The organism is Pseudomonas sp. LBUM1653, from assembly GCF_059716115.1.
The window spans coordinates 3,343,417-3,364,757 of sequence record NZ_CP166803.1 but is presented as its reverse complement, the minus strand read 5'-3'; the positions used below and the strand labels follow the sequence as shown (position 1 = coordinate 3,364,757).

General features: G+C 59.2%; 21 protein-coding genes. 10 read left to right on the top strand and 11 right to left on the bottom strand.

Annotated features, from left to right (window positions below):
• Window positions 1–10: 10 nt before the first annotated feature.
• The 8 genes from ACA054_RS15145 to ACA054_RS15110 are packed head-to-tail and all read right to left on the bottom strand — an operon-like array spanning window position 11 to window position 6,112.
• Window positions 11–988 (bottom strand): NAD(P)H-dependent flavin oxidoreductase, encoded by a 978-nt coding sequence (locus ACA054_RS15145; RefSeq protein WP_497690116.1) that lies wholly within the window; start codon window positions 986–988, stop codon window positions 11–13.
• Window positions 989–1,029: 41 nt separating this feature from the next.
• The gene (gene hcaB / locus ACA054_RS15140) at window positions 1,030–1,842 is read right to left on the bottom strand and encodes a 3-(cis-5,6-dihydroxycyclohexa-1,3-dien-1-yl)propanoate dehydrogenase (RefSeq protein ID WP_497690115.1); all 813 of its coding nucleotides are present in this window, start codon (window positions 1,840–1,842) and stop codon (window positions 1,030–1,032) included.
• Window positions 1,843–1,852: 10 nt separating this feature from the next.
• A complete protein-coding gene (locus ACA054_RS15135; protein ID WP_497458294.1) occupies window positions 1,853–2,383 on the bottom strand; it encodes a 3-phenylpropionate/cinnamic acid dioxygenase subunit beta in 531 nt (176 codons plus the stop codon).
• Window positions 2,384–2,394: 11 nt separating this feature from the next.
• Window positions 2,395–3,744: an aromatic ring-hydroxylating oxygenase subunit alpha gene (locus ACA054_RS15130; RefSeq protein WP_497690114.1), complete on the bottom strand. Its 1,350-nt coding sequence runs from the start codon at window positions 3,742–3,744 to the stop codon at window positions 2,395–2,397.
• 52 nt (window positions 3,745–3,796) lie between these two features.
• On the bottom strand, window positions 3,797–4,138 hold the full coding sequence (locus ACA054_RS15125; RefSeq protein ID WP_497458296.1) for a non-heme iron oxygenase ferredoxin subunit: 342 nt from the start codon (window positions 4,136–4,138) through the stop codon (window positions 3,797–3,799).
• Window positions 4,135–4,989: a DODA-type extradiol aromatic ring-opening family dioxygenase gene (locus tag ACA054_RS15120; protein WP_497690113.1), complete on the bottom strand. Its 855-nt coding sequence runs from the start codon at window positions 4,987–4,989 to the stop codon at window positions 4,135–4,137. The genes ACA054_RS15125 and ACA054_RS15120 overlap by 4 nt, the downstream gene beginning before the upstream one ends.
• A 4-nt stretch (window positions 4,990–4,993) precedes the next feature.
• Window positions 4,994–5,290, bottom strand: coding sequence for an extradiol ring-cleavage dioxygenase (locus tag ACA054_RS15115; RefSeq protein WP_497690112.1), 297 nt, complete (start codon window positions 5,288–5,290; stop codon window positions 4,994–4,996).
• 6 nt (window positions 5,291–5,296) lie between these two features.
• A complete protein-coding gene (locus ACA054_RS15110) occupies window positions 5,297–6,112 on the bottom strand; it encodes an alpha/beta fold hydrolase (RefSeq protein ID WP_497690111.1) in 816 nt (271 codons plus the stop codon).
• A 330-nt stretch (window positions 6,113–6,442) separates the two neighbouring features.
• Here ACA054_RS15110 and ACA054_RS15105 point away from each other — a divergent pair, with 330 nt between their 5' ends.
• Entirely contained in the window at window positions 6,443–7,018 is a 576-nt protein-coding gene (locus tag ACA054_RS15105; RefSeq protein ID WP_497458300.1) for a TetR/AcrR family transcriptional regulator, read from the top strand.
• A 467-nt stretch (window positions 7,019–7,485) separates the two neighbouring features.
• On the opposite strand, the gene ACA054_RS15100 is transcribed toward ACA054_RS15105, so the two are convergent.
• From ACA054_RS15100 to ACA054_RS15090, 3 genes are all read right to left on the bottom strand, one after another.
• Entirely contained in the window at window positions 7,486–8,112 is a 627-nt protein-coding gene (locus ACA054_RS15100; protein WP_497690110.1) for a methyl-accepting chemotaxis protein, read from the bottom strand.
• 111 nt (window positions 8,113–8,223) lie between these two features.
• The gene (locus ACA054_RS15095) at window positions 8,224–8,355 is read right to left on the bottom strand and encodes a hypothetical protein (RefSeq protein ID WP_497690304.1); all 132 of its coding nucleotides are present in this window, start codon (window positions 8,353–8,355) and stop codon (window positions 8,224–8,226) included.
• A 102-nt stretch (window positions 8,356–8,457) separates the two neighbouring features.
• Window positions 8,458–9,234 carry a DNA-binding transcriptional regulator gene (locus ACA054_RS15090; protein WP_497398772.1) on the bottom strand — a complete coding sequence of 259 codons (777 nt, stop codon included), beginning with the start codon at window positions 9,232–9,234 and terminating at the stop codon, window positions 8,458–8,460.
• A gap of 134 nt (window positions 9,235–9,368) precedes the next feature.
• Between ACA054_RS15090 and ACA054_RS15085 the strand changes: the two genes are divergently transcribed.
• The 9 genes from ACA054_RS15085 (at window position 9,369) to ACA054_RS15045 (ending at window position 21,318) form a co-directional block, all read left to right on the top strand.
• On the top strand, window positions 9,369–11,027 hold the full coding sequence (locus ACA054_RS15085; RefSeq protein ID WP_497690109.1) for a bifunctional 3-(3-hydroxy-phenyl)propionate/3-hydroxycinnamic acid hydroxylase: 1,659 nt from the start codon (window positions 9,369–9,371) through the stop codon (window positions 11,025–11,027).
• A gap of 1 nt (window position 11,028) precedes the next feature.
• Window positions 11,029–11,982, top strand: a complete 954-nt coding sequence (mhpB, locus tag ACA054_RS15080) for a 3-carboxyethylcatechol 2,3-dioxygenase (RefSeq protein ID WP_497690108.1) — start codon at window positions 11,029–11,031, stop codon at window positions 11,980–11,982.
• Between the two features lie 17 nt (window positions 11,983–11,999).
• On the top strand, window positions 12,000–12,863 hold the full coding sequence (locus tag ACA054_RS15075; protein WP_497690107.1) for an alpha/beta fold hydrolase: 864 nt from the start codon (window positions 12,000–12,002) through the stop codon (window positions 12,861–12,863).
• Window positions 12,864–12,877: 14 nt separating this feature from the next.
• Entirely contained in the window at window positions 12,878–13,684 is an 807-nt protein-coding gene (gene mhpD, locus ACA054_RS15070) for a 2-keto-4-pentenoate hydratase (protein WP_497690106.1), read from the top strand.
• 32 nt (window positions 13,685–13,716) lie between these two features.
• A complete protein-coding gene (locus tag ACA054_RS15065) occupies window positions 13,717–14,652 on the top strand; it encodes an acetaldehyde dehydrogenase (acetylating) (protein ID WP_497690105.1) in 936 nt (311 codons plus the stop codon).
• Window positions 14,653–14,662: 10 nt separating this feature from the next.
• Entirely contained in the window at window positions 14,663–15,682 is a 1,020-nt protein-coding gene (gene dmpG, locus ACA054_RS15060) for a 4-hydroxy-2-oxovalerate aldolase (RefSeq protein WP_497398784.1), read from the top strand.
• An 85-nt stretch (window positions 15,683–15,767) separates the two neighbouring features.
• The gene (gene mhpT / locus ACA054_RS15055; RefSeq protein ID WP_497690104.1) at window positions 15,768–16,976 is read left to right on the top strand and encodes a 3-(3-hydroxy-phenyl)propionate transporter MhpT; all 1,209 of its coding nucleotides are present in this window, start codon (window positions 15,768–15,770) and stop codon (window positions 16,974–16,976) included.
• Window positions 16,977–17,048: 72 nt separating this feature from the next.
• Window positions 17,049–18,320, top strand: coding sequence for an OprD family porin (locus ACA054_RS15050; protein ID WP_497646072.1), 1,272 nt, complete (start codon window positions 17,049–17,051; stop codon window positions 18,318–18,320).
• A gap of 463 nt (window positions 18,321–18,783) precedes the next feature.
• The gene (locus ACA054_RS15045; RefSeq protein ID WP_497690103.1) at window positions 18,784–21,318 is read left to right on the top strand and encodes an arylsulfatase; all 2,535 of its coding nucleotides are present in this window, start codon (window positions 18,784–18,786) and stop codon (window positions 21,316–21,318) included.
• The last annotated feature ends 23 nt before the right edge of the window (window positions 21,319–21,341 follow it).

Sequence of the window (21,341 nt, the reverse complement as noted above, 5' to 3'; positions counted from 1 at the left end):
TAGTCACCGCTCAATGCGAGCGTTGCTGACTGGTCAGGTAACCCTGATGCAGCTCATCGACCAACTCGGCGACGCTGTAGCTGCGCTTGATCTGCCCTACTCCCTGACCAGCCGACCACACGTGTTTCCAGGCCTTGTTGGCAGAGGCAATGTCACCGGAAAAATCGATACGCGTGTTGTTCTCGGCGCCAGGATCAATGCCAGCCTTTTCCAGGGAAGGTTTCATCCAAGTGGCGAGTACGCCACTGACGGCCTTGGTGGTCGTCACATCATCCATGGAGCAGTCCACCAGCATGTCCCGGTAGGCGTCTTCGACCAGGCTCTCGTGGGCCGCAACCAAACGGGTGCCCACCAGGGCGAAGTCGCACCCCAGGACTTGCGCCGCATGGATGTCGCGCCCATTCGAAACAGCACCGGCCAGACCTAGCGGCCCGTCCCAGAACTCGCGGACTTCAGCGACGAAGGCAAAAGGGTTGTAGCTGCCGGTGTGGCCGCCGGCACCGTTACAGACCAACACCAGGCCATCGACACCGGCTTCGACCGCCTTGCGTGCCAATTTCGGGGTGATGACGTCAGCGATCACTACACCGCCATAACCATGGACAGTTTCCATCACACGCTTGGGGCTGCCCAAGGCCGTGGAAACGATTTGCGGCTGGTAGCGCTTGACCAGTTCCAACTCGGCCTCGAACCGATCATAAGTACTGTGCACGATCATGTTCAGCATCCAGGGAGCCCAGACTTGGCCCCGGATTTGCGCGGCTTCACGCTCGGCAACGATCTGTGCCAGCCACTGCTGCAGTTGCTCGACGGTGCGCGCATTGGGCGCCGGCATGCTGCCGACAATGCCCGCCTCACAGCAGGCATTGAGCAGCTGCGGCCCGGAAACCAGGAACATCGGAGCGGCCAGGATCGGCATCGGTAAACCAGTGAACAGTTCCAGCAACTTCTGTTGGGGTGCACTCAAGGAACGGCTGTAGACGCTCATCGGTCATTTCTCTTGTTATGGGTACACGTGCAGGTCTGGCTTCAGACCTTTCTGTGACTGGCTGCGCCCGGGCTGCGGACTTCCCAGCCACCGTCGCTGTGGATGATGTTGGCGGTGGTCAACCCGGAGTTTTCACTGGAGGCCAACAGCACATAGTGGCCCGTGTGATCCTCGGGTTCTGCGATGCGCTGAAGCGGCACCGCCTGCGCAGCGCCTTGCTCGAAACCCGGGATCTGGTTGAGCGGAACACTTCGCGCATTGAGCCCATCAAGACTCTTCATAGGCGTATTGGTCGCCCCGGGCGCTACGCCATTCACGCGGATATCCGGTGCCAGTTCGTAGGCCAGCTGACGGATCATGCCGACCAGCGCATGTTTGGCGGTGACATAGAGAATGCCCCCACCGCCGGCATAGAAAGCACTGTTGGACAGGGTGAAGATCATGCTGCCGCGACTGGCGCGCAAGGCATCAGTACTGCATCGTGCGCCCAGCATGTAGCCTTGAACATTGATGGCGAACAAGCGCTGAAACGCGCTCTCAAAATCTTCAGGGGCAATGCGGTCCAGACGTGTGAAGTAGTCAAATACCGCCGCGTTGCCGACAAACGTATCGAGCTTGCCGAACGCATTCAGCGTGGCCGCCACCGCGCGTTGATTGTCTTCATATTTCGAGACATCGCCCTGCACCGTGATAATGGCGTCGCCCAATTCGCTGCGCAGTGCGCTCAGCTGTTCGTCGTCACGCGCCATGACGCACACCCGTGCACCTTCGTTCACATAGCGCCGAACGATGGCGCTACCGATGCCGCCGGTACCGCCAGTGACCAATGCTGCTTGTCCTTCGAGCCAACCCATGTGCGTGTCCTCAGAGGAAAGTGTTGATGTTCTTGCACAACAACATCGCGTTTGGAATCAGGATTTTGCGCTTGAACAACTTCAGCCCGTCGGCTTCGCGGCGCAGCACATCTTCACGGCGTCCGACCAGTTGATGGGACTCGTCCAGACCACGGCTGCGGATGTTCATGAAGCACGAGAACGCAATGAGCTCGCCTTCCTGTTCCCCGGCAAACACCTCGATATTGCTGATCAGGTGAACGTTGCGCGTCGGTGGGTTTTCAGCCCAGGCCGACGGCTGCTTGAACCGCGCCACCCGGCGCTGCAGATCGCGCATGCCGTCGTCGAAGAAGGCCATGTGTTCCAGTCTGTAGGGGCCCGACTTGTCTTCGCGTCGGCGGTTCTCGATACCGGGCATCCAATAGTGGATGGTCTCGCTGAGCGACTGCAGCCACTCATCCCAGCACTCGTTGTCGAGCAGGCGAGCCTCACGCAACAAGAAGGCCTCGACGGCGCGCGTGTCTTCGACTGCAACGGGTTGTTCCATAGGCAAAGCATTCATCTTCGGTCCCCTCAACGCATCGTGCCGTTACGATCTGGTACGTCCGCCCAGGTGGGCGATTGCAACAGGTCTTTCCAGCGCTGGTAGAACGCACGGGAGTTGCATTCGTTGAGTTGTCCCTTGAACACATTGCCAGGCAGTTCGCTGTTTTCGATGCGTGTGTTCATGCCAAGGCCGACGTACAGATCTTGATAGCGCGTGACCATGCCGCGGCTGGTCTTGGTGCAGTATTCCCAGTTCTCACCATCGTCCATTTCGAACACGCCAGTCGGGGAGAAAGTCATCATCGCGCCACGGCGCCATTTGTCCTTGATGTCCTGCGGTGCATTTTTGTTGACGATGACCCAGGTAAACAGCTCGATCTTGTGTGGCCCGCGCGGTTGCCAGATACGAACCGTGTTCTGCCCTGGCAAAAAGGAGAAGTTGGGGAACACGGTGAACGACGAAATCGAACCGATCAGCTTGGAGCGGAACTCACCCAGTCGCTCCGCCACTTTCGGGCGCAATACGTGCAGGTATTTGTTGATGTCTTTCTCGCCCAGGGTTGCGGCATTGCCGACCACATCGGTGGCGAACTCGTAGCCGTGGCCATTCCAGTTCACCGAGTAGGACTCAGGAAGGTCGCCGACGTTGGCCACCGGTCCGCCCAGCATGGCCTTGGCCGCGGAGTCGTGAGTCCAGCCACCGTGGAGGATGTCGCCGACGAAGTTTTCAGCCGCGACTTTCCAGTTGCATTCGATGGTGGAACGGATACAGCCACCGAGAAACTCACTGCCGCCCTCGTCCATGTCGAGCATGACATCCAGGTACCAGGTCATCGGCCCCAGGTACTCTTCAAGTGTCGGTGCATCGTCGGCAAAGGTGGCAAACACCAAACCCTTGTAAGTCGCAACACGCGCTTCGCGCAGTCCATGTTTGGACTTGTCGAAATTACTTTCCTCATAGCACTTGGATTCATGCATACCCAGCAACCGGCCGCCATCGGTGCCGAATGACCAGCCGTGGTAGTTGCAGATAAAGCCCCGTGCATTGCCCGCCTCGGCGAAACATATCTTGTTGCCACGGTGTGGGCAGGCATTGAGGAACACCTTCAGCGATGCGTCCTTCTGACGTACCACCAGAACCTCGTCCTCGCCCATGCTGGTGGCGAGATAGTCACCAGACTTGGGCAATTGGGATTCATGGGCTACGAACAGCCAGCAACGCGCGAAAATCTTCTCGAGTTCTTGCTCGTAGATGGCCTGGTCCCAGAACACCTTGCCGGACAAGCGTCCTTCATCCATGTCGCACACCCGATCAAGGTTCGGCAGGCTGGGTGTGGCTTCAATGGTTCTGAGTGGTATGTGTTTGCAGTTATCCATGCTCTAGACTCACAAGGAATACGGGTGGTACGACAGGCCTTCGTGTCGAGCGTCAGGCTTCGGCAAGAGCGGCATCACTGGCGTGCTCGAGGTCGGCAAAGACCTCTTTGTCGGTAACGATGATCCGATACGTTCGAAGGTGCTTTTCGCAAGGAAAAGTCATCGCCTTGCCGGTCGGAATATGAAATTGCCCCCAATGCACCGGGCAGGTGATCAGATCGTCTTCCAGGTCACCTTCCGCCAGAGAGGCCGTGGCATGCGTGCACATGTCCGATGTGGCGTAGAACGTGCCGCCCAGGTTGTACACGCAGATAGCTTCGGCAGCGCCATGGCTGACTTTTTTCAATTCGCCCGGCGACAGTTCATCGCGCTGGCACAGCAATACACGGCTCATGACCTTTCCTCCGCGGAAAACAATTGCAAGAAACCCAACCCGGTGACCCAGGCAGGCACGGCTTCATAGGCGATGACTTCACCGGCCGGATTGGCGACGGCAGCCATGGCACAGGCGAAATTGCGGATTTCCATGGCGCCATTGCCGGCGCGACGCAAAATCTCTTCATCGGAATAGGCGCACAGCGCTTGCAGATCGCCGTTGACGCCGTGGGCGAGAATCTCCCGGTCGAAGTCCTCGGCAACCCGGCCCATTTCCGCCGTTCCTACCCAGTGGCTGATGCCGCCGCTACCGATAATGACGACGCGCTCGTCAGCATCGAACGACTCCACCGCAGCACGGATCTGGCGACCCAGGTCGGCAGCTCGCTTAAGCGAAATGAAAGGATCCACGCCACAGGCCAGATACACAGGAATGGTCGGCAGCTCTCGACCGAGAATGTGCTCAGCCGGCTTGACCGTCAGCTGATGTGGAATCGAGAACGAATGGTCCACGGTGAAGCTGCGTGCCACAGTCCAGTCGATGCCCTGCCCCTCGCCATGCGAGACGATATGACCGGCCAGTTTTTCCTGGTTGCGCACCACACCTCGCTCCAGCCCCGGCAAGCGATCCAGTGGACCATCGACATCACCGGTACCGATGACATAACGCGGCAGGCACTGAGTGCCGAACAGGATGTAATGATCGCAGCCCACGATGATCACCGAGGTCGGCACCAACTGCGCCAGGCGCTGAGCACATTGCTCGTATGCACCCCAGACCGCATCACCCTGGGCCTGCGGCGGTGCGTTGGGGGCGACGAACATGACCGGATCATGGGGCATCCAGAAACCGCCTACTATCTTGCCCATCGGATCACCCCTTGAGTGCGGCGGAGAACGCCGCGCGTTGTTCGTCGGTTGCACCCAGGCGCTGCTTGTACAGCGACATGCTTCGCTGAGGTGCCAACTCCTGCCAGAAACCCATGGTCAGCATCGGATTGACTCCGACCGCTTGCAGGGCGGCAACATCGAAGCCCACGACCATTTCGACTTCCTCTTCACTCAATGCGAAACGCCCAAGGAAGCCTCTGGGGTCTTCGCGAAAACGCTCTTTGGAGGCGCGATCAACTGAAAGTTGCCACAGCGCTCGCTCCAGTAGATTTCGGCTCATGTCGGATCACTCGCTCAGGAAGTCGCGAACCAACGCCACGAAGCGTCGCGGCTGCTCGCTTTGCACCCAGTGGCCGCAACGGCCGAACAAATGCAAATCGGCATTCGGTATGCTGTTGGCGATCAGCATGCCGCAGCTTGGCGGCACCACGCGGTCTTCACGACCATGCACGACTAGGGTCGGCGCGACGATCTTGGCCAGGGCCGCAGCAGGGAAACCCTTGACCAGCGTTTCACCCTCGGCGGCAGGCTTGGGAATGAGCTTGCGCAAGGCTTCCTGGGAACCGGTGCGGGCGCTGGCTTCGTAACGCGCCTTGACCAGCTCGGGCGTGATCAAGGTCTTGTCGTAAGGGAACAACTCCATCAGCTGCTGCATGTTTTCCAGCGATGGCTCGTACTCCCAGGCACCGCGTAGCCCCGGTGTCTGCACGAATTCACCAGCAGGCGTGCCCAGCAGCACCAGTTTGTCGACCCGCTCCGGGGCGAACACCGCCAGGCCAATGGCGACCGCGCCACCAAAGGAATTGCCGACGAAAGAGGCCTTGGCAATATCCAGCGCATCCATGATGCCGACCAGGTGGCTGACCCACAGCTTGATATCGTATTTGGCCTCTTCCTGGAACTCGGTGAAACCGAAACCGGCAATGTCCGGAACGATGACCCGCCACTTATCAGAGAAGGCCGACATGCTTCGCGACCAGTTTGTCCAGCCCGAAACGCCAGGACCGGAGCCATGGAGCAGAAACAGGGCATCGCCCTGACCTGCTTCGTGATAGTTGGTCTTGTGTCCTGCTGCCAGCAGGGTTTTTCCAATACCGTCCATAAGGCCTCCGGTTGTTTTTATTTATGAAGATACAGATGTGTATCTGTATGCTAGAGAGGAAACCAAGGCGCGTCAACACTCAAAATACAGACATGTATCTCAGTATCTTGCGCGAAATAAGGCGCTAGAGCGGGGAAATCAATTTCCTAAAAGGATACATATCTGTATCTTTATGACGAACGGTCAGCCTGCTACAACAAAGAGCTGTTCAATACACGTGTGAATTGCGGCTGCCTGGAATGCCGCCAGGCGTTAGAATGTTTTTCCCTACCCGAGGCGCCCTACTCGCCCCCGGCACTCATTCAGTTGGTTGGACAAGGCCCTAGCACAATGTCAACACGCACCAGTCTCACTCGAGAAGATTGGATTCATGCCGCACAGCATGTCCTGGTTACCAGCGGCGTAGACGCCGTTCGGGTCGACACTTTAGCCAAAGAGTTGAAGATCACCCGTGGCAGCTTCTACTACCACTTCAAAAGCCGTGGTGAATTACTCGAAGGCATTCTCGGCAACTGGCGGTCCCGTGCGACCGAGGATGTCATCCTTCAACTGCGTACCGCACACACTTCACCGCTCCAGCAACTGCAACGCCTGCTGGAGCTGCCCTCCCATGGCCAGACCGCTCGCGAAGCCGCCGCCATTGAATTGGGGATACGCGCCTGGGCACGCAGGGACGATAAAGCCAGACAAGCCATCGACGAAGTCGACCGCTATCGCCTGAACTATATCGAGGGTCTGTTGATACAAGCTGACGTGACGCAGAGCGAAGCCTGCGATCGCGCTTATCTGATCTATGCCTATCAAATCAGCTTGTCATTGCTGCACAGCGAAGACACTGCGCAGGATCGCAAGGATCGCAGCGCTCGCATGGCGAACATTCTGATACCTGAAGCACTACCTGCGTGACACGCACAGAAGACGCCCGCCGCCCATAGAGCGGTGAAACGACAGGCGGCTGAAGCGGTGAATGGTCTCGCTAATAGCCGTGGCGTTACCGCCCAGCGTGCACAGGTCGGTGGGCCAGACGACTTCCTGCAGCATCTCACTGAGTAAGGGCGCGGCGATGGAGGAGATCCATTGCTCGTTGCGAAAACCTTTACTGAGTTCGCGTACTTTCAAAGTTTGGCATTGGGTCGTTTGCGGCCCGTCGCGACAGGCAGCAATCGGCCGATTCTGTTGAAAAAGTCGGTTTGCCCAAACTGCTCGAATATTGATGGGTGAAATCCCCTTTTTTGCACGCTGCTACGTGAAATCGACTCAGGGCAGCCTCTGCTGAAGGTAAGGATTTCAATCTCAGACGCGTACTTTTCTGCGATAGAAACCGAAACCGACTTTTTCAACAGAATCGGCCAAAAGCAGACGGTCCCGAGTGCCTACTTAATCAGGGGTGATTTAGTCGATGTTCTGTAGCGGTTACTGTCCAGCACCAGCGCCTGAATCGCATCGACGGCCTGCGCAATGGTCGTGGATAACTGATCAATCTGATTCAAACTGCGATCGATACTGACCAAACCGCGCTCAGCCTGCTGCTCGGCACTGCGCACTTCATTGGAGGCGTGCTCAGCATTCCTGGCAACATCCTGCACGCTGTAGGCCACCTCATTGATTGCCGTGGCCACCATTTCCATTTGCCGGGATTGCTCGCCGCTTTGCTGCTGCGCCGTATTGGCGCTGTTGCTGAGGGAATGGGCGGCCTGCTCGAGTAGCTGCGCCACGCCCAGCAGCTCTGCAACGACGCGGCTCAGTTTGTCAGTGAACACGTTGAAGTGCCTAGCCAACGCACTTAGCTCGTCACGACCGCTGACCTGCAATTGAAGAGTCAGGTCGCCTTCGCCACTGGCGATATTGGCCAAGGCTTCGACTGTTTGCCTGAGGGGGCGCGAAATGCTGCGTACGATCAGGCTGATAAAGGTAGCCAGCACCAGAGCGATGACTAACCCCAACAGCGCCATCTGCCTCAGGTCTTTGCGAAACTGCGCGTTGATATCATCGATGTACATACCCGTGCCAAGCACCCCATCCCAGGGTTTGAACAGGGCGACCTAGGAAACCTTGTCCACTGCTGCGTCGTGACCCGGTTTTGGCCAGGTGTAGGCAAGCATTCCCAAGCCCTACTCTCGGACGATGCGCATCATCTCTGAGCTAAACGCGAAGTCGTGGCTGTCCTTCAAGCCGCCGACATTCTGCCCCTCCAACTTTGTGTTGACCGGATTCATGATCATGACCGGGCGCAGGTCCTGGATGAAAAAGTACTCCTAGTCGGCATAGCGTGCAGGCAACTGACGTTTACTACCCCAACACCAGTAAGCCTTACCCAGTGAGTTGGCTTTCAGACGCAGGCAACATCAGCCCAATTGAGCCTGGATCTGTTTCACTACGCCCTGCATCGCCGGCAAGTAGCGACGAGCGGCTTCCTCAATGGGCATCGCTTTAGCGATGTACACCAGATTCAGGCAGCCCATCACCTGTTCCTCGTGCATGACCGGGATGGCAATGGCGGCGATCTTGCGTTCCAGGCCCCAGTGCGAGTTGTTTTCGCCATACCCCTTGGCCAGGGTGTGCTCCACCAGCCGATCGACAAAACGACGATCCGCGGCCAGCACCGATTGTTCATCTTCGCGGCTGATCATCAATTCGATCAGCTCTTCCCGCTCGGCGGGTGGGCAGAACGCAAAGTACGCACGCCCGGTCGCGGTCATTAGCAAGGGCAGGCGCCGGCCAACCATGGAGCGGTGAAACGACAGGCGGCTGAAGCGATGAGTGGTCTCGCGAATGACCATGGCATCGCCGTCCAGCGTGCACAGGTCGGTGGGCCAGATGACTTCCTGCAACAACTCTCCGAGCAAGGGCGCGGCGATGGAGGAAATCCATTGCTCATCGCGAAAACCTTCACTGAGTTCGCGCACTTTCAACGTCAGACGATAACTGTCATCCGACTCGCTACGCCGCACATAACCTTCAGCCTGCAAGGTCTCCAACAGCCTGCGCACGGTGGTGCGATGCAGCCCGCTCTGCTCAGCCAGTTGCGCGGTGCTGGCGCCGCCGTCGAAGCGGTTCAAGCCATTAATCAGTGCCAAACCTCGCATCAGGCCACGTACGGCTTTGTATTCGGTCTCGCTCATGGCTGGATCCTTTATCGTTGTAAATCAATCATGTGCACTCAGCGCACACCAACAAGAGTTGTCGTTGTCGACCAGCCTTGTGATTTCCATACTACGCCCAATAAGAAATCCAAAAGCGCTGTACGGAGATGACCATGAGTTCTGCACCCACTCCTTCCTCATTGGACCTGACCACCGATGTCGCGATTGTCGGCGCCGGCCCGGTTGGCCTGATGATCGCCAACTATCTGGGTCAATGTGGCGTGAACGTCACCTTGGTGGAAAAGCTCGAGAGCCTGATCGACTATCCCCGCGCCATCGGTCTGGACGACGAAAGCCTGCGTACTTTTCAAGCAGTCGGCTTGGCCGACAACGTGCTGCCGCACACCACGCCATGGCACGCCATGCGCTTCCTGACTCCCAAGGGTCGCTGCTTTGCCGATATTCAGCCCAAAACCGACGAGTTCGGCTGGTCACGTCGCAACGCGTTCATTCAACCCTTGGCCGACCGTGTTTTGTTCGAAGGTCTGGCGCGCTTTGCCAACGTCAAGGTGTTATTCAGTCGCGAACTCGAAGGCTTCGAGCAAAGCGACAGTGGTGTGGCGCTCACCCTCAAAAATTCAGAGGGTCGCGGCGAACGCTTGCAGGCCAAGTACCTGATTGGCTGCGACGGCGGCAACAGCCTGGTGCGGCGCAGCCTGGACATCAGTTTCGAAGGCAAGACCGCACCCAATCAGTGGATCGTGGTCGACATTGCCAACGACCCGCTGGCCACGCCCCATGTTTATCTATGCTGTGACCCCGTGCGTCCTTACGTGTCCGCCGCCCTGCCCCATGGCGTGCGTCGATTCGAGTTCATGGTGATGCCCGGCGAAACAGAGGCTGAGCTGAGCAAGCCCGAAAACATGCGCAAGCTACTGGCCAAGGTGTTGCCGAACCCGGACCACATCGAGTTGATCCGCAGCCGCGTCTATACCCATAACGCTCGTCTGGCCGGTCGGTTCCGTCAGGGCCGGGTGCTGCTGGCGGGCGATGCCGCGCATATCATGCCGGTGTGGCAAGGCCAGGGGTACAACAGCGGCATGCGCGATGCCTCGAACCTGGCGTGGAAGCTGTCGCTGGTGATCAAGGGGCTGGCGGCCGACAGCCTGCTCGACAGCTACGAACAGGAGCGCCGCGACCACGCCAAGGCGATGATCAATCTTTCCGTGCTCGCCGGCCACGTGTTGGCACCGCCGAAACGCTGGCAAGGCACCCTGCGCGATGGCGTGTCGTGGCTGCTCAACTACCTGCCGCCGGTCAAACGCTACTTCGTGGAAATGCGCTTCAAACCGATGCCGCAATACACCCGGGGCGCCTTGATCGTGCCGAGTGAAAGGGGCTCTCCGGTAGGCAAGATGTTCATTCAGCCGAAGGTGTTGACTGACGCCGGCACCACTGTGTTGCTGGATGAAGTGATCGGCGAAAACTTTGCGATTATCGCCTGGGGCTGCGATCCGACCTGGGGCCTGACGCCGGCGCAAATTACGCAATGGAAAGCCCTGGGCACACGCTTTATTCAAGTGTTGCCGGATGTCCAGCTCAGAGCATCGAGTGATGCCGGCCCCGACGTGATCCGCGTCGGAGACAGCACCGGTCGTCTCAAGGAATGGTTCGCTCGCGGCACTTCGTCCATCGCCCTGGTACGTCCAGACCGCTTCCTCGCCGGCCTGGCCATCCCCCAAACCGTTGACCATGCCTGCGATGAATTGGCCCGGGCGCTCAACGTCCTGCCGCAACCGGCTGCGAAAGCTGTTGTCAGCAAGGTGGCTTGACATGAGCGCCTATCTGCATTGCTTGTCTCACACACCACTGGTGGGCTACGTAGACCCAGAGCCACAAGTACTGGCCGAGGTCGATGGCATGATCAGCGATGCCCGTGAACGCATCGCCCGCTTCGACCCGGAGTTGGTGGTGTTGTTTGGCCCCGACCACTACAACGGTTTTTTCTACGACATGATGCCGGCCTTCTGCATCGGCATGGCGGCCGACGCCATCGGCGATTTCGACACCGCCGCCGGTCCCCTGGACGTGCCCAAAGCGCTGGCTGAATCCTGCGCCCAGGCTGTCCTGGATGCCGGTGTCGACGCCGCTGTGTCTTATCGCATGCAGGTCGACCATGCGTTCGCCCAACCGCTGGAACTATTGCTGGGTGGCTTACAAGGTTGCCCGGTGATCCCGGTGTTCATCAACTCGGTCGCCGTGCCCCTGCCCGGCTTCAAGCGTGCCCGTCTGCTCGGTGAATCGATTGGCCAGTGGGCGCAGTCGCTGAACAAGCGCGTGCTGTTCCTGGCTTCCGGAGGGTTGTCCCATCAACCTCCGGTGCCGGAACTGGCCAAAGTCGATGCGCGCATGGCCGATCGGCTGATGGGAAGCGGTCGCCAATTGCCAGCTAATGAGCGACAGGCGCGCCAGGAAAGAGTCATCCAGGCTGCCCGGGATTTCGTTGAAGACCAACGCAGTCTGCACCCGCTAAATCCGGTTTGGGACCAGCAGTTTCTCGACACCCTTGAACAGGGCCGCCTGAGCGACCTCGATGCGCTGGGCAATGACGAGCTGTCGGCATTGGCCGGCAAGTCCACACATGAAGTGAAAACCTGGGTCGCCGCCTTCGCCGCCCTTAGTGCCTTCGGCCCGTATCAAACCGAAGGTCGCTATTACCGTCCAATTCCCGAGTGGATTGCAGGCTTCGCCGCCCTCGGCGCACAGCCGCTGAACAACCACCATTGAATTCAAGGAACACTGCCATGACAGCCACTGCATTCACCGAAGCTTCCACCAGCCGCTTTGCCCGTATCAAGGAAGGCGATCTGGACCTGCAACTGCACTACAACGACGTTGGAGAAGGTGCCGAAACCGTGGTCATGCTGCACGGCTCCGGCCCGGGCGCCAGCGGCTGGGCCAACTTCCATCGCAATATCGAGCCGCTGCTGAATGCCGGTTACCGCGTGATCCTGATGGATTGCCCAGGCTGGAGCAAAAGCGACACGATCGTCAGCGAAGGCTCGCGCTCGAACCTCAATGCGCAAGCGCTCAAGGGCCTGATCGATGTGCTGGACCTGGACCGCGTACACATCATCGGCAACTCGATGGGTGCCCACAGCACCGTCGCCTTCGCCCTAGAATATCCTGAGCGGATCGGCAAACTGATCCTGATGGGTGGCGGTACCGGCGGCCCAAGCGCGTTTGTTCCCCAGCCCACTGAAGGCATCAAGCTGATCGGCGCGCTGTACCGCGAGCCGACCATCGAGAACCTGAAGAAGATGATGAACGTCTTCGTTTTCGATGCCAGTGGCCTGACCGACGAACTGTTCCAGACCCGCCTGGACAATATTCTGGCGCGCCGCGATCACCTGGAAAACTTCGTCAAGAGCAGCACTCTCAACCCCAAGCAATTTCCGGATTTCAGCCACCGCCTGCACGAAATCACCGCCGACACCCTGATCGTCTGGGGCCGTGAGGACCGCTTCGTGCCGATGGACACCGGCTTGCGCTTGCTGGCCGGCCTGCCCAAAGCGCAACTGCACGTGTTCAACCGTTGCGGCCACTGGGCGCAGTGGGAACACGCCGAGAAGTTCAACCGCATGGTCCTGGACTTCCTGACCCACTGATCACCGAGGCTGACATGAATCTGACTCAAGACACACTGCAACAGCTCGCCGCCGACCTGCGCCAGGCCGAAGCCCATGGCGAAGCCATCGGGCCGCTGCGCGAGCAGATCGGTGAAGACAACGCAGCAGCCGCGTACACCATCCAGCGCCTCAACGTCGACCACGGCGTGGCCAACGGGCGCCGCGTGATTGGGCGCAAGATCGGCCTGACCAACCCCAAGGTCCAAGCCCAGTTGGGCGTGGACCAGCCAGACTTCGGCACCCTGTTCGCCGACATGTGCTACGGCGACAACGAAACCGTGCCCGTAGGTCGCGTATTGCAGTCCAAGATCGAGGCTGAAATCGCCTTGATCCTCGAACGTGATCTGCCCCGCGCCGACACCAGCTTTGCTGAAGTAATGGCGGCCACCGGCTGGGTGGTCCCGGCGCTGGAGATCGTTGGCAGCCGAGTACAGAACTGGAACATCCGCTTCGTCGATACCGTGGCGGACAACGCCTCCAGCGGCTGCTTTGTGCTGGGCGGTCCGGCCCGGCGCATCGACGGACTTGACCTGCGCCAAGCCAGCATGCGCATGACCCGCAACGGCGAAGAAGTGTCCAGCGGCAGTGGCGCCGAATGCCTCGGGCATCCGCTCAACGCGGCCGTCTGGCTGGCCCGGACCATGGCACGCCTGGGCGATCCGCTGCGGGCGGGCGACATCATTTTGACCGGCGCACTCGGGCCGATGGTGGCGGTGGCCGGTGGTGATCGTTTCGAAGCTGAAATTGAAGGCATCGGCCGAGTCGGTGTGGACTTCACGGTAGACAGTAGCGCCGAGTGATCGGCGACTTGCGTGCACATGAGGCAATAACAATGAATAAACTCAAAGTCGCCATCATCGGTTCCGGCAACATCGGCACCGACTTGATGATCAAGATCCTGCGCAATGCGAAGCACCTGGAAATGGCGGTCATGGTCGGTATCGACCCGGCCTCCGACGGCCTGGCCCGCGCCCAGCGCATGGGCATAGCCATCACCCATGAAGGCGTTGAAGGCCTGACCCGCATGGACGTGTTCAAGGACATCGACTTCGTCTTCGATGCCACCTCGGCCGGTGCCCACGTCAAGAACGACGCCTTCCTGCGCTCGATCAAACCCGGCATCCGCTTGATCGACCTGACCCCGGCAGCCATCGGTCCATATTGCGTGCCGGTGGTCAACCTGGAGCAGAACCTCAACCAGCTCAACGTCAACATGGTCACTTGTGGCGGCCAGGCAACCATCCCGATGGTCGCGGCCGTGTCGCGCGTGGCCAAGGTGCACTACGCCGAAATCGTCGCCTCGATTGCCAGCAAATCCGCTGGCCCTGGCACTCGGGCCAACATCGACGAGTTCACCGAAACCACCTCCAAAGCCATCGAAGTGATCGGCGGCGCAGCCAAGGGTAAGGCGATAATTGTGATGAACCCGGCCGAGCCACCACTGATGATGCGCGATACGGTGTTTGTGCTGTCCGAGGCGGCCGATCAGGCCCAAATCGAAGCGTCCATCCTGGAGATGGCGACCGCTGTGCAGGCCTACGTGCCCGGCTATCGTCTCAAGCAATGGGTGCAGTTCGACGTCATTCCCGAAGAGGCGCCGCTGCACATTCCGGGCCTGGGCACGTTCTCCGGGCTCAAGACCTCGGTGTTCCTCGAAGTCGAAGGCGCCGCCCATTACCTGCCGGCTTACGCCGGCAATCTCGACATCATGACCTCCGCTGCCTTGGCCACCGCCGATCGCATGGCGCAGTCGATGCTGAACGCCTGAGGAGACTGACATGACTTTTAATCCTGGCAAAAAACTCTATATCTCCGACGTGACCCTGCGCGATGGCAGCCACGCAATTCGCCACCAGTATTCGATCCAGAATGTGCAGGACATCGCCCGCGCCCTGGACAAGGCCAAGGTCGACTCGATTGAGGTCGCCCATGGTGACGGCCTGCAAGGCTCGAGCTTCAACTACGGCTTCGCGGCGCACACCGATCTGGAATGGATCGAAGCGGCGGCCGATGTCATCAGCCACGCCAAAATCACCACGTTGCTGCTGCCCGGTATCGGCACGGTGCATGACCTGAAAGCGGCCTACAACGCCGGGGCTCGGGTGGTGCGCATCGCCACCCATTGCACCGAAGCCGACGTCTCGAAACAGCACATCGAATACGCCCGCGAGCTGGGTATGGATACCGTCGGTTTCCTGATGATGAGCCACATGATCCCGGCCGAGCAGTTGGCCGCTCAGGCGAAGTTGATGGAAAGCTATGGGGCCACCTGCGTGTACATGGCCGACTCCGGTGGCGCGATGAACATGCAGGACATCCGCGACCGTTTCCGCGCGTTCAAAGCCGTGCTCAAGCCGGAAACCGAAACCGGCATGCACGCGCACCACAACCTGAGCCTGGGCGTGGCCAACTCGATCACCGCGGTCGAGGAAGGCTGCGACCGCATCGACGCCAGCCTTGCCGGCATGGGCGCCGGGGCCGGCAATGCCCCGCTGGAAGTGTTCATCGCCGCCGCCGAACGCCTGGGCTGGAACCACGGCACCGACCTGTACACGCTGATGGACGCCGCTGACGACATCGTGCGCCCGTTGCAGGACCGGCCGGTGCGGGTCGACCGCGAAACCCTGGCGCTGGGTTATGCCGGGGTTTACTCAAGCTTCCTGCGCCACGCCGAAATCGCCGCTACCAAGTACGGCCTCAAGACCCTCGACATCCTCGTCGAGCTGGGCAAGCGCCGGATGGTCGGTGGTCAGGAAGACATGATCGTCGACGTGGCGCTGGATCTGCTCAAACGCTGAACCGTGCATCACCCCCGGCTGGTCGCCCACGCAGCGGCCGGACGGGTTTGCTTTGCCCACTACAACAATAAAACGGGTATTCCATATGACATCGCTAAACGTGATAACACCGTTACACATGGCGCGGACCATCGGTCTGTGTTTCCTCGTCGCCCTAATGGAAGGCCTGGACCTGCAAGCCTCGGGGATCGCCGCCCAAGGTATGGCGGCGGCTTTCCAACTGGATAAATTACACATGGGCTGGGTCTTCAGCGCCGGCATTTTCGGCTTGCTGCCCGGTGCCTTCCTAGGCGGCTTGCTGGCTGATCGTATCGGCCGTAAACGTGTATTGATGGCGTCGGTAGCCCTGTTCGGGCTGTTCTCGCTGGTCACCGCCATGGCTTGGGACTTCAACAGCCTGTTGGTTGCCCGCTGCCTCACGGGCGTGGGCCTGGGCGCCACGTTGCCTAACCTGATCGCCCTGAGCAGTGAAGTGGCGAGCCCGCGCCTGCGTGGCACAGCCGTTAGCCTGATGTATTGCGGCGTGCCGTTGGGTGCTGCGCTCGCAGCTACTATTGGCATCGCCGATCTGGCCGGTGGCTGGCAAGTGGTGTTCTATGTCGGCGGAGTGGTGCCGCTGTTGATTGTGCCGCTGTTGGCACTTTATCTGCCCGAGTCGGCACAGTTTCTCCAGCGCGGCCAGAACGTCGCTCCGGTCGGCGTGGTCCGGGGCCTGTTTCGTGAGGGCGCGGCAGTGCCGACCGCGATGATCTGGGTCAGCTACTTCTTCACGCTCATGGTGGTCTACATCCTGATCAATTGGCTGCCCAGCCTGTTGATCGGCCAGGGCTTCAGCGGTACCCAGGCCAGCTGGGTGATGCTGGCGCTGCAAATTGGCGCAGCGTCCGGCACCTTGCTGCTGGGCTGGGTCATGGACCGCTTGCCGGCCTGGGCGCTGTCGGCGCTGATCTATCTCGGCATTCTCGCTTCGCTGACCGCCCTGGGTCTGGCCAGTCAGCTGCAGAGCATGCTGGTGGCCGGGTTCGTTGCCGGCTTTTTCGCCACGGGCGGGCAATGCGTGCTGTATGCCCTGGCACCGCATTTCTATCGTCCGTCCGTGCGTGCGACAGGTGTCGGCTGCGCGGTCGCCATCGGCCGATTGGGCGCCATGAGCGGCCCGTTGGTGGCCGGCAAGATGCTCGCCTTGGGCACCGGCACCACCGGGGTGATGCTGGCCTCGGCACCGGGGATTGTCATAGCGGCGCTGGCGATGTTTTACCTGTCAGTGCGGCGCAACGGCTCGCAAGCCGACTGACTTTCTACCCGTTACACCCCGCGTCGCGATGGGCGCGGGCTTATTCCAACAACAATAAAAGTGAACACTGCCATGCTCAGGAATTCTCTTGGGGCGCTCAGCGCCTGCGCCTGCGTTTTATCCCTTGGTCAGGCTTGCGCCAGCGGTTTTGTCGACGACAGCCACGCCGATCTGGTGATGCGCAACTATTACTTTGACCGCAATTACGTGAATGCCACGCCTCAGGCCGCCGCCCGCGAATGGGCGCAGGGCTTCATTCTCAATGTGCGTTCCGGTTTTACGGAAGGGCCGGTGGGGTTCGGCCTTGATGCTCAAGGTTTGCTGGGTGTGCGCCTGGATTCCTCACGCGCTCGCACCGGTACCGGCCTGCTACCGTTTAGCGGCACCACCCGTGAGCCGGCCGATGAATATTCGGAGCTGGGCCTGACGGCCAAAGTCAGGGCGTCGAAAAGCGAGCTGCAATTGGGCACCATCAGCACGTTCCTTCCGATCGCTTTCGCCAGCCCTACTCGCCTGCTGCCACAGACGTTTCGCGGCGCGTACCTCAAGTCCCAGGAAATCGACAAGCTGACCCTGCACGTCGGCTGGCTCGACCGCATCAACCTACGTGACTCCACCGACTACCAGAAAATGTCGGTGGCCTCGCCCAACGGGCGCTTCAAGGGTGCGGCTGAGTCCGACCGCTTTTCATTCCTCGGAGGCGACTACGCCTGGTCACCGCAACTGACGCTGAAGTACTACCACGCAGAACTCGCGGACCTGTACCGCAAGGACTTCTATGGCTTTGTCGACAATCGGCCGATGGGCCCCGGCAGCCTGAAAAGCGACTTCCGCCTGTTTGTCACGGGTGAGGACGGCGCGGCCAAAGCAGGCACAGTCGACAACCGCAACGCCGCCCTGATGCTGACGTACAGCCTGGGAGCCCACAAATTCGGCGCCGGCTACATGCAACTGAGCGGCAAGACAGGCATGCCGTACCTGTTCGGCACCGAGCCGTTGGTGATCACCGAGGGCTCCCTGAGCTCCGACTTTCTGAATCCCAAGGAGCGCAGCTGGCAGGTGCGCTATGACTACAACTTTGTCGCCCTGGGTCTGCCCGGACTCAATGGCGTGCTGCGCTACGTTAGCGGCGATAATATCGAGTTGCCCAAGTTGGGCGGCAGCAACCTGAAAGAAAGCGAAAAGGACATCGAACTGAACTATGTGCTTCAGGGCACGCCTCTCAAAGGCCTGGCCCTGCGGGTGCGCAACGCCTGGTACCGCAACGACTTCAGCGCCCAGGCCAGCCATCGGGATGACAATGAGCTGCGGGTGAATGTCGATTACACATGGAAGTTATGGTGAGTTCCCGCCGGTTCCCGGGTGAGGCGCCAATACTTGCATCACGAAGATGCGCGTACACCGTTACTGGATCAAGCCGCCTCCATAGGCCAGATTCATGGTTTGCAGGTAGCGCCAAGCGCTTGCTGCGGGTCGTTTTCGGCTCGTCGTGACCGGCAGAAATCGGCCAAAAGCGGTCATTTGTCTGGCTATGACGAAAAGCAATCGAAACGAGCGCGGGCCACTTGGCTGGACGAGTGAGATTGCTGATCTATGCTCAATCATCAGCATCGCTTACAAGCAGGTGTGATACTCGATGTTTGCGTTGATCGTGTCCTCAGCGTCACATAAACGCGCGGTATGCGTAACGCACCTTCTTCAGGCCCATCAATTCCAAAACAGAATTAAAGCTATAGCGACTTAAGTGTGATGCCTGGTTCGGCGTCGCACGCCGCCTGGGTGATGGATCAAACATCTAGGAGGTTCTATGCGCAACGTCAAACTGGACATCGGCTCACCAACAGGCGGGCTGCTCAGCATCTTGGTGTTCGCTATTTCAGGATTTGTCATGCAGCAGGCCAGTGCGGACACCGACGAGATTAACGGTGTACCGGGCTCGCCCAGCGCTACGGTGACTATCAGCGGTGAACAGATCCCTGCACCTCCCTCAAAATTCGAAGGCAAGATCGAGCGTAACGCTGCGCAATCCAAACCCTACTGGCCGCCTCGTATCGAGCCACACAAGGGAGCGCCAAACGTATTGCTCATCATCACTGACGACACAGGTTTTGGCACACCCAGCACTTTCGGTGGGGTAATACCCACTCCGACTCTTGATCGGGTCGCTCGGGATGGACTGCGCTATACAAATTTTCACTCGACAGCATTGTGCTCGCCCACTCGCGCGGCGCTACTTACTGGTCGTAACCACCATTCAGCTGGCTTCGGCGTCATCTCCGAGCAGTCTTCTGGCTACCCCGGCTATAACAGCATCATCGCACGCGATAAAGCGACAATCGGACGGATGCTTAAAGACAACGGCTATCGCACTGCGTGGTTCGGCAAAGATCACAATGTCCCAACCTTTCAAGCGAGCCAAGACGGACCTTTCGACCAGTGGCCGATCGGGATGGGCTTCGAGTACTTCTACGGATTCATAGGCGGCGATGCTAATCAATGGGCGCCCAACCTATTTCGCAACACTACTCAGATCTATCCGTTTATAGGCAAACCAGACTGGAACTTGACCACGGCGATGGCCGACGACGCAATTGCCTATGTAAACCGCATAAATGCCGTTGCACCCGACCAGCCGTTCTTCGTCAAGTACGCCCCCGGCGGTGTCCACGCGCCACACCACCCGACACCCGAGTGGATCGAAAAAATCAGCAAGATGAAGTTGTTCGACCAAGGTTGGAACAAGCTGCGGGATCAGATTTTCGAAAACCAGAAAAAGCTCGGTGTGATTCCAGCCGACGCCAAGCTCACGCCTTGGCCTAAGGACTTGCTCAAAGATTGGGACACGCTATCGCCGGACGAGCAAAAAATGTTCATCCGCCAGGTCGACGTATTCGCCGCATACGTCGCTTATACCGATCACGAAATCGGCCGTGTCATCCAGGCAATCGAAGACATGGGCAAGCTAGACAACACCCTGGTTATTTACATCAGCGGCGACAATGGCGGTAGCGCTGAGGGCACGTTGCTCGGCACGCCCAATGAAGTCGCAAGTTTCAATGGAGTGGATGTGCCGGTCGCCGACCAGCTCAAGAACTTCTACGACGATTGGGGCTCCGACAAAACCTACAACCACATGTCGGTGGCGTGGTCTTGGGCATTTGACACCCCCTTCTCATGGACCAAGCAGATTGCCTCACATTTCGGCGGTGTCCGGCAAGGCATGGCGATCATGTGGCCGAAGGTGATCACAGACAAAGGTGGTATCCGTAACCAGTTCCAACATGTCATCGATGTCGTACCGACAATCCTCGAAGCAACGCAAGTTAATCAGCCCAAAGTGGTCGATGGCATCACGCAGAGTCCCATCGAGGGGGCCAGCATGATGTATACGTTCAACAAGGCAAATGCCGACGCGCCCTCGACCCACAAAACCCAGTACTTCGAAATGATGGGCGACCACGCGATCTATAACGACGGTTGGATCGCCAGCTCGAAAGTAATGCGACCACCATGGATCATCGTCGGTAACGTGAGCCAGGACCCGGCCGCTTTTCCGTGGGAGCTCTACGACCTGCACAAGGATTGGACGCAATCGGAAGACGTCGCCGCCAAATATCCAGAGAAGCTTAAGGAAATGCAGAATATCTTTTGGGCAGAAGCGGAGAAATATCAGGTGCTGCCACTCGACTCGACGGTTGCGACGCGATTGGTGACGCCGCGGCCGAGCCTGACTGCCGGACGTAACGTGTTCACATGGACGTTGCCGCTGACGGGTGTTCCGAACGGTGATGCACCCTCTGTTCTCAATGCCTCTTACACTTTCAAGGCCGAGGTCGATGTGCCAACCGGCGGTGCCGAAGGGATGTTGATCACCCAGGGTGGTCGTTTTGGTGGGTACGGTTTCTACCTGCTCAAGAACAAACCGGTGTTCCTATGGAATCTGGTGGACCTCAAGCGTCAGCGCTGGGAGGGACCCGAGCTCACGCCCGGCAAACACATCCTGGAGTTCGACTTCAAGTACGACGGCCTTGGTATGGGGACGCTGGCGTTCAACAATATGTCCGGCATCGGGCGCGGTGGCACCGGAGTGCTGAACGTAGACGGCAAGTCCGTCGCGGAGCAGAAGATGGAGCACACCATCCCGCTGATCCTGCAATGGGACGAGAGCCTCGACATTGGTTCAGACACGCTTACCGGTGTGGCCGACCAGGACTACCAGCCACCATTCGCCTTCACTGGCAAGATTGACAAGATCACGCTGACAATCAATCGGCCCAAGCTGACGCCTGAAGACGAACAGAAGCTGTTGCAGGCGCAACGGGATAACAAGGCCAGCGAGTAACGGGTGCCGATGGTGATCCGGAT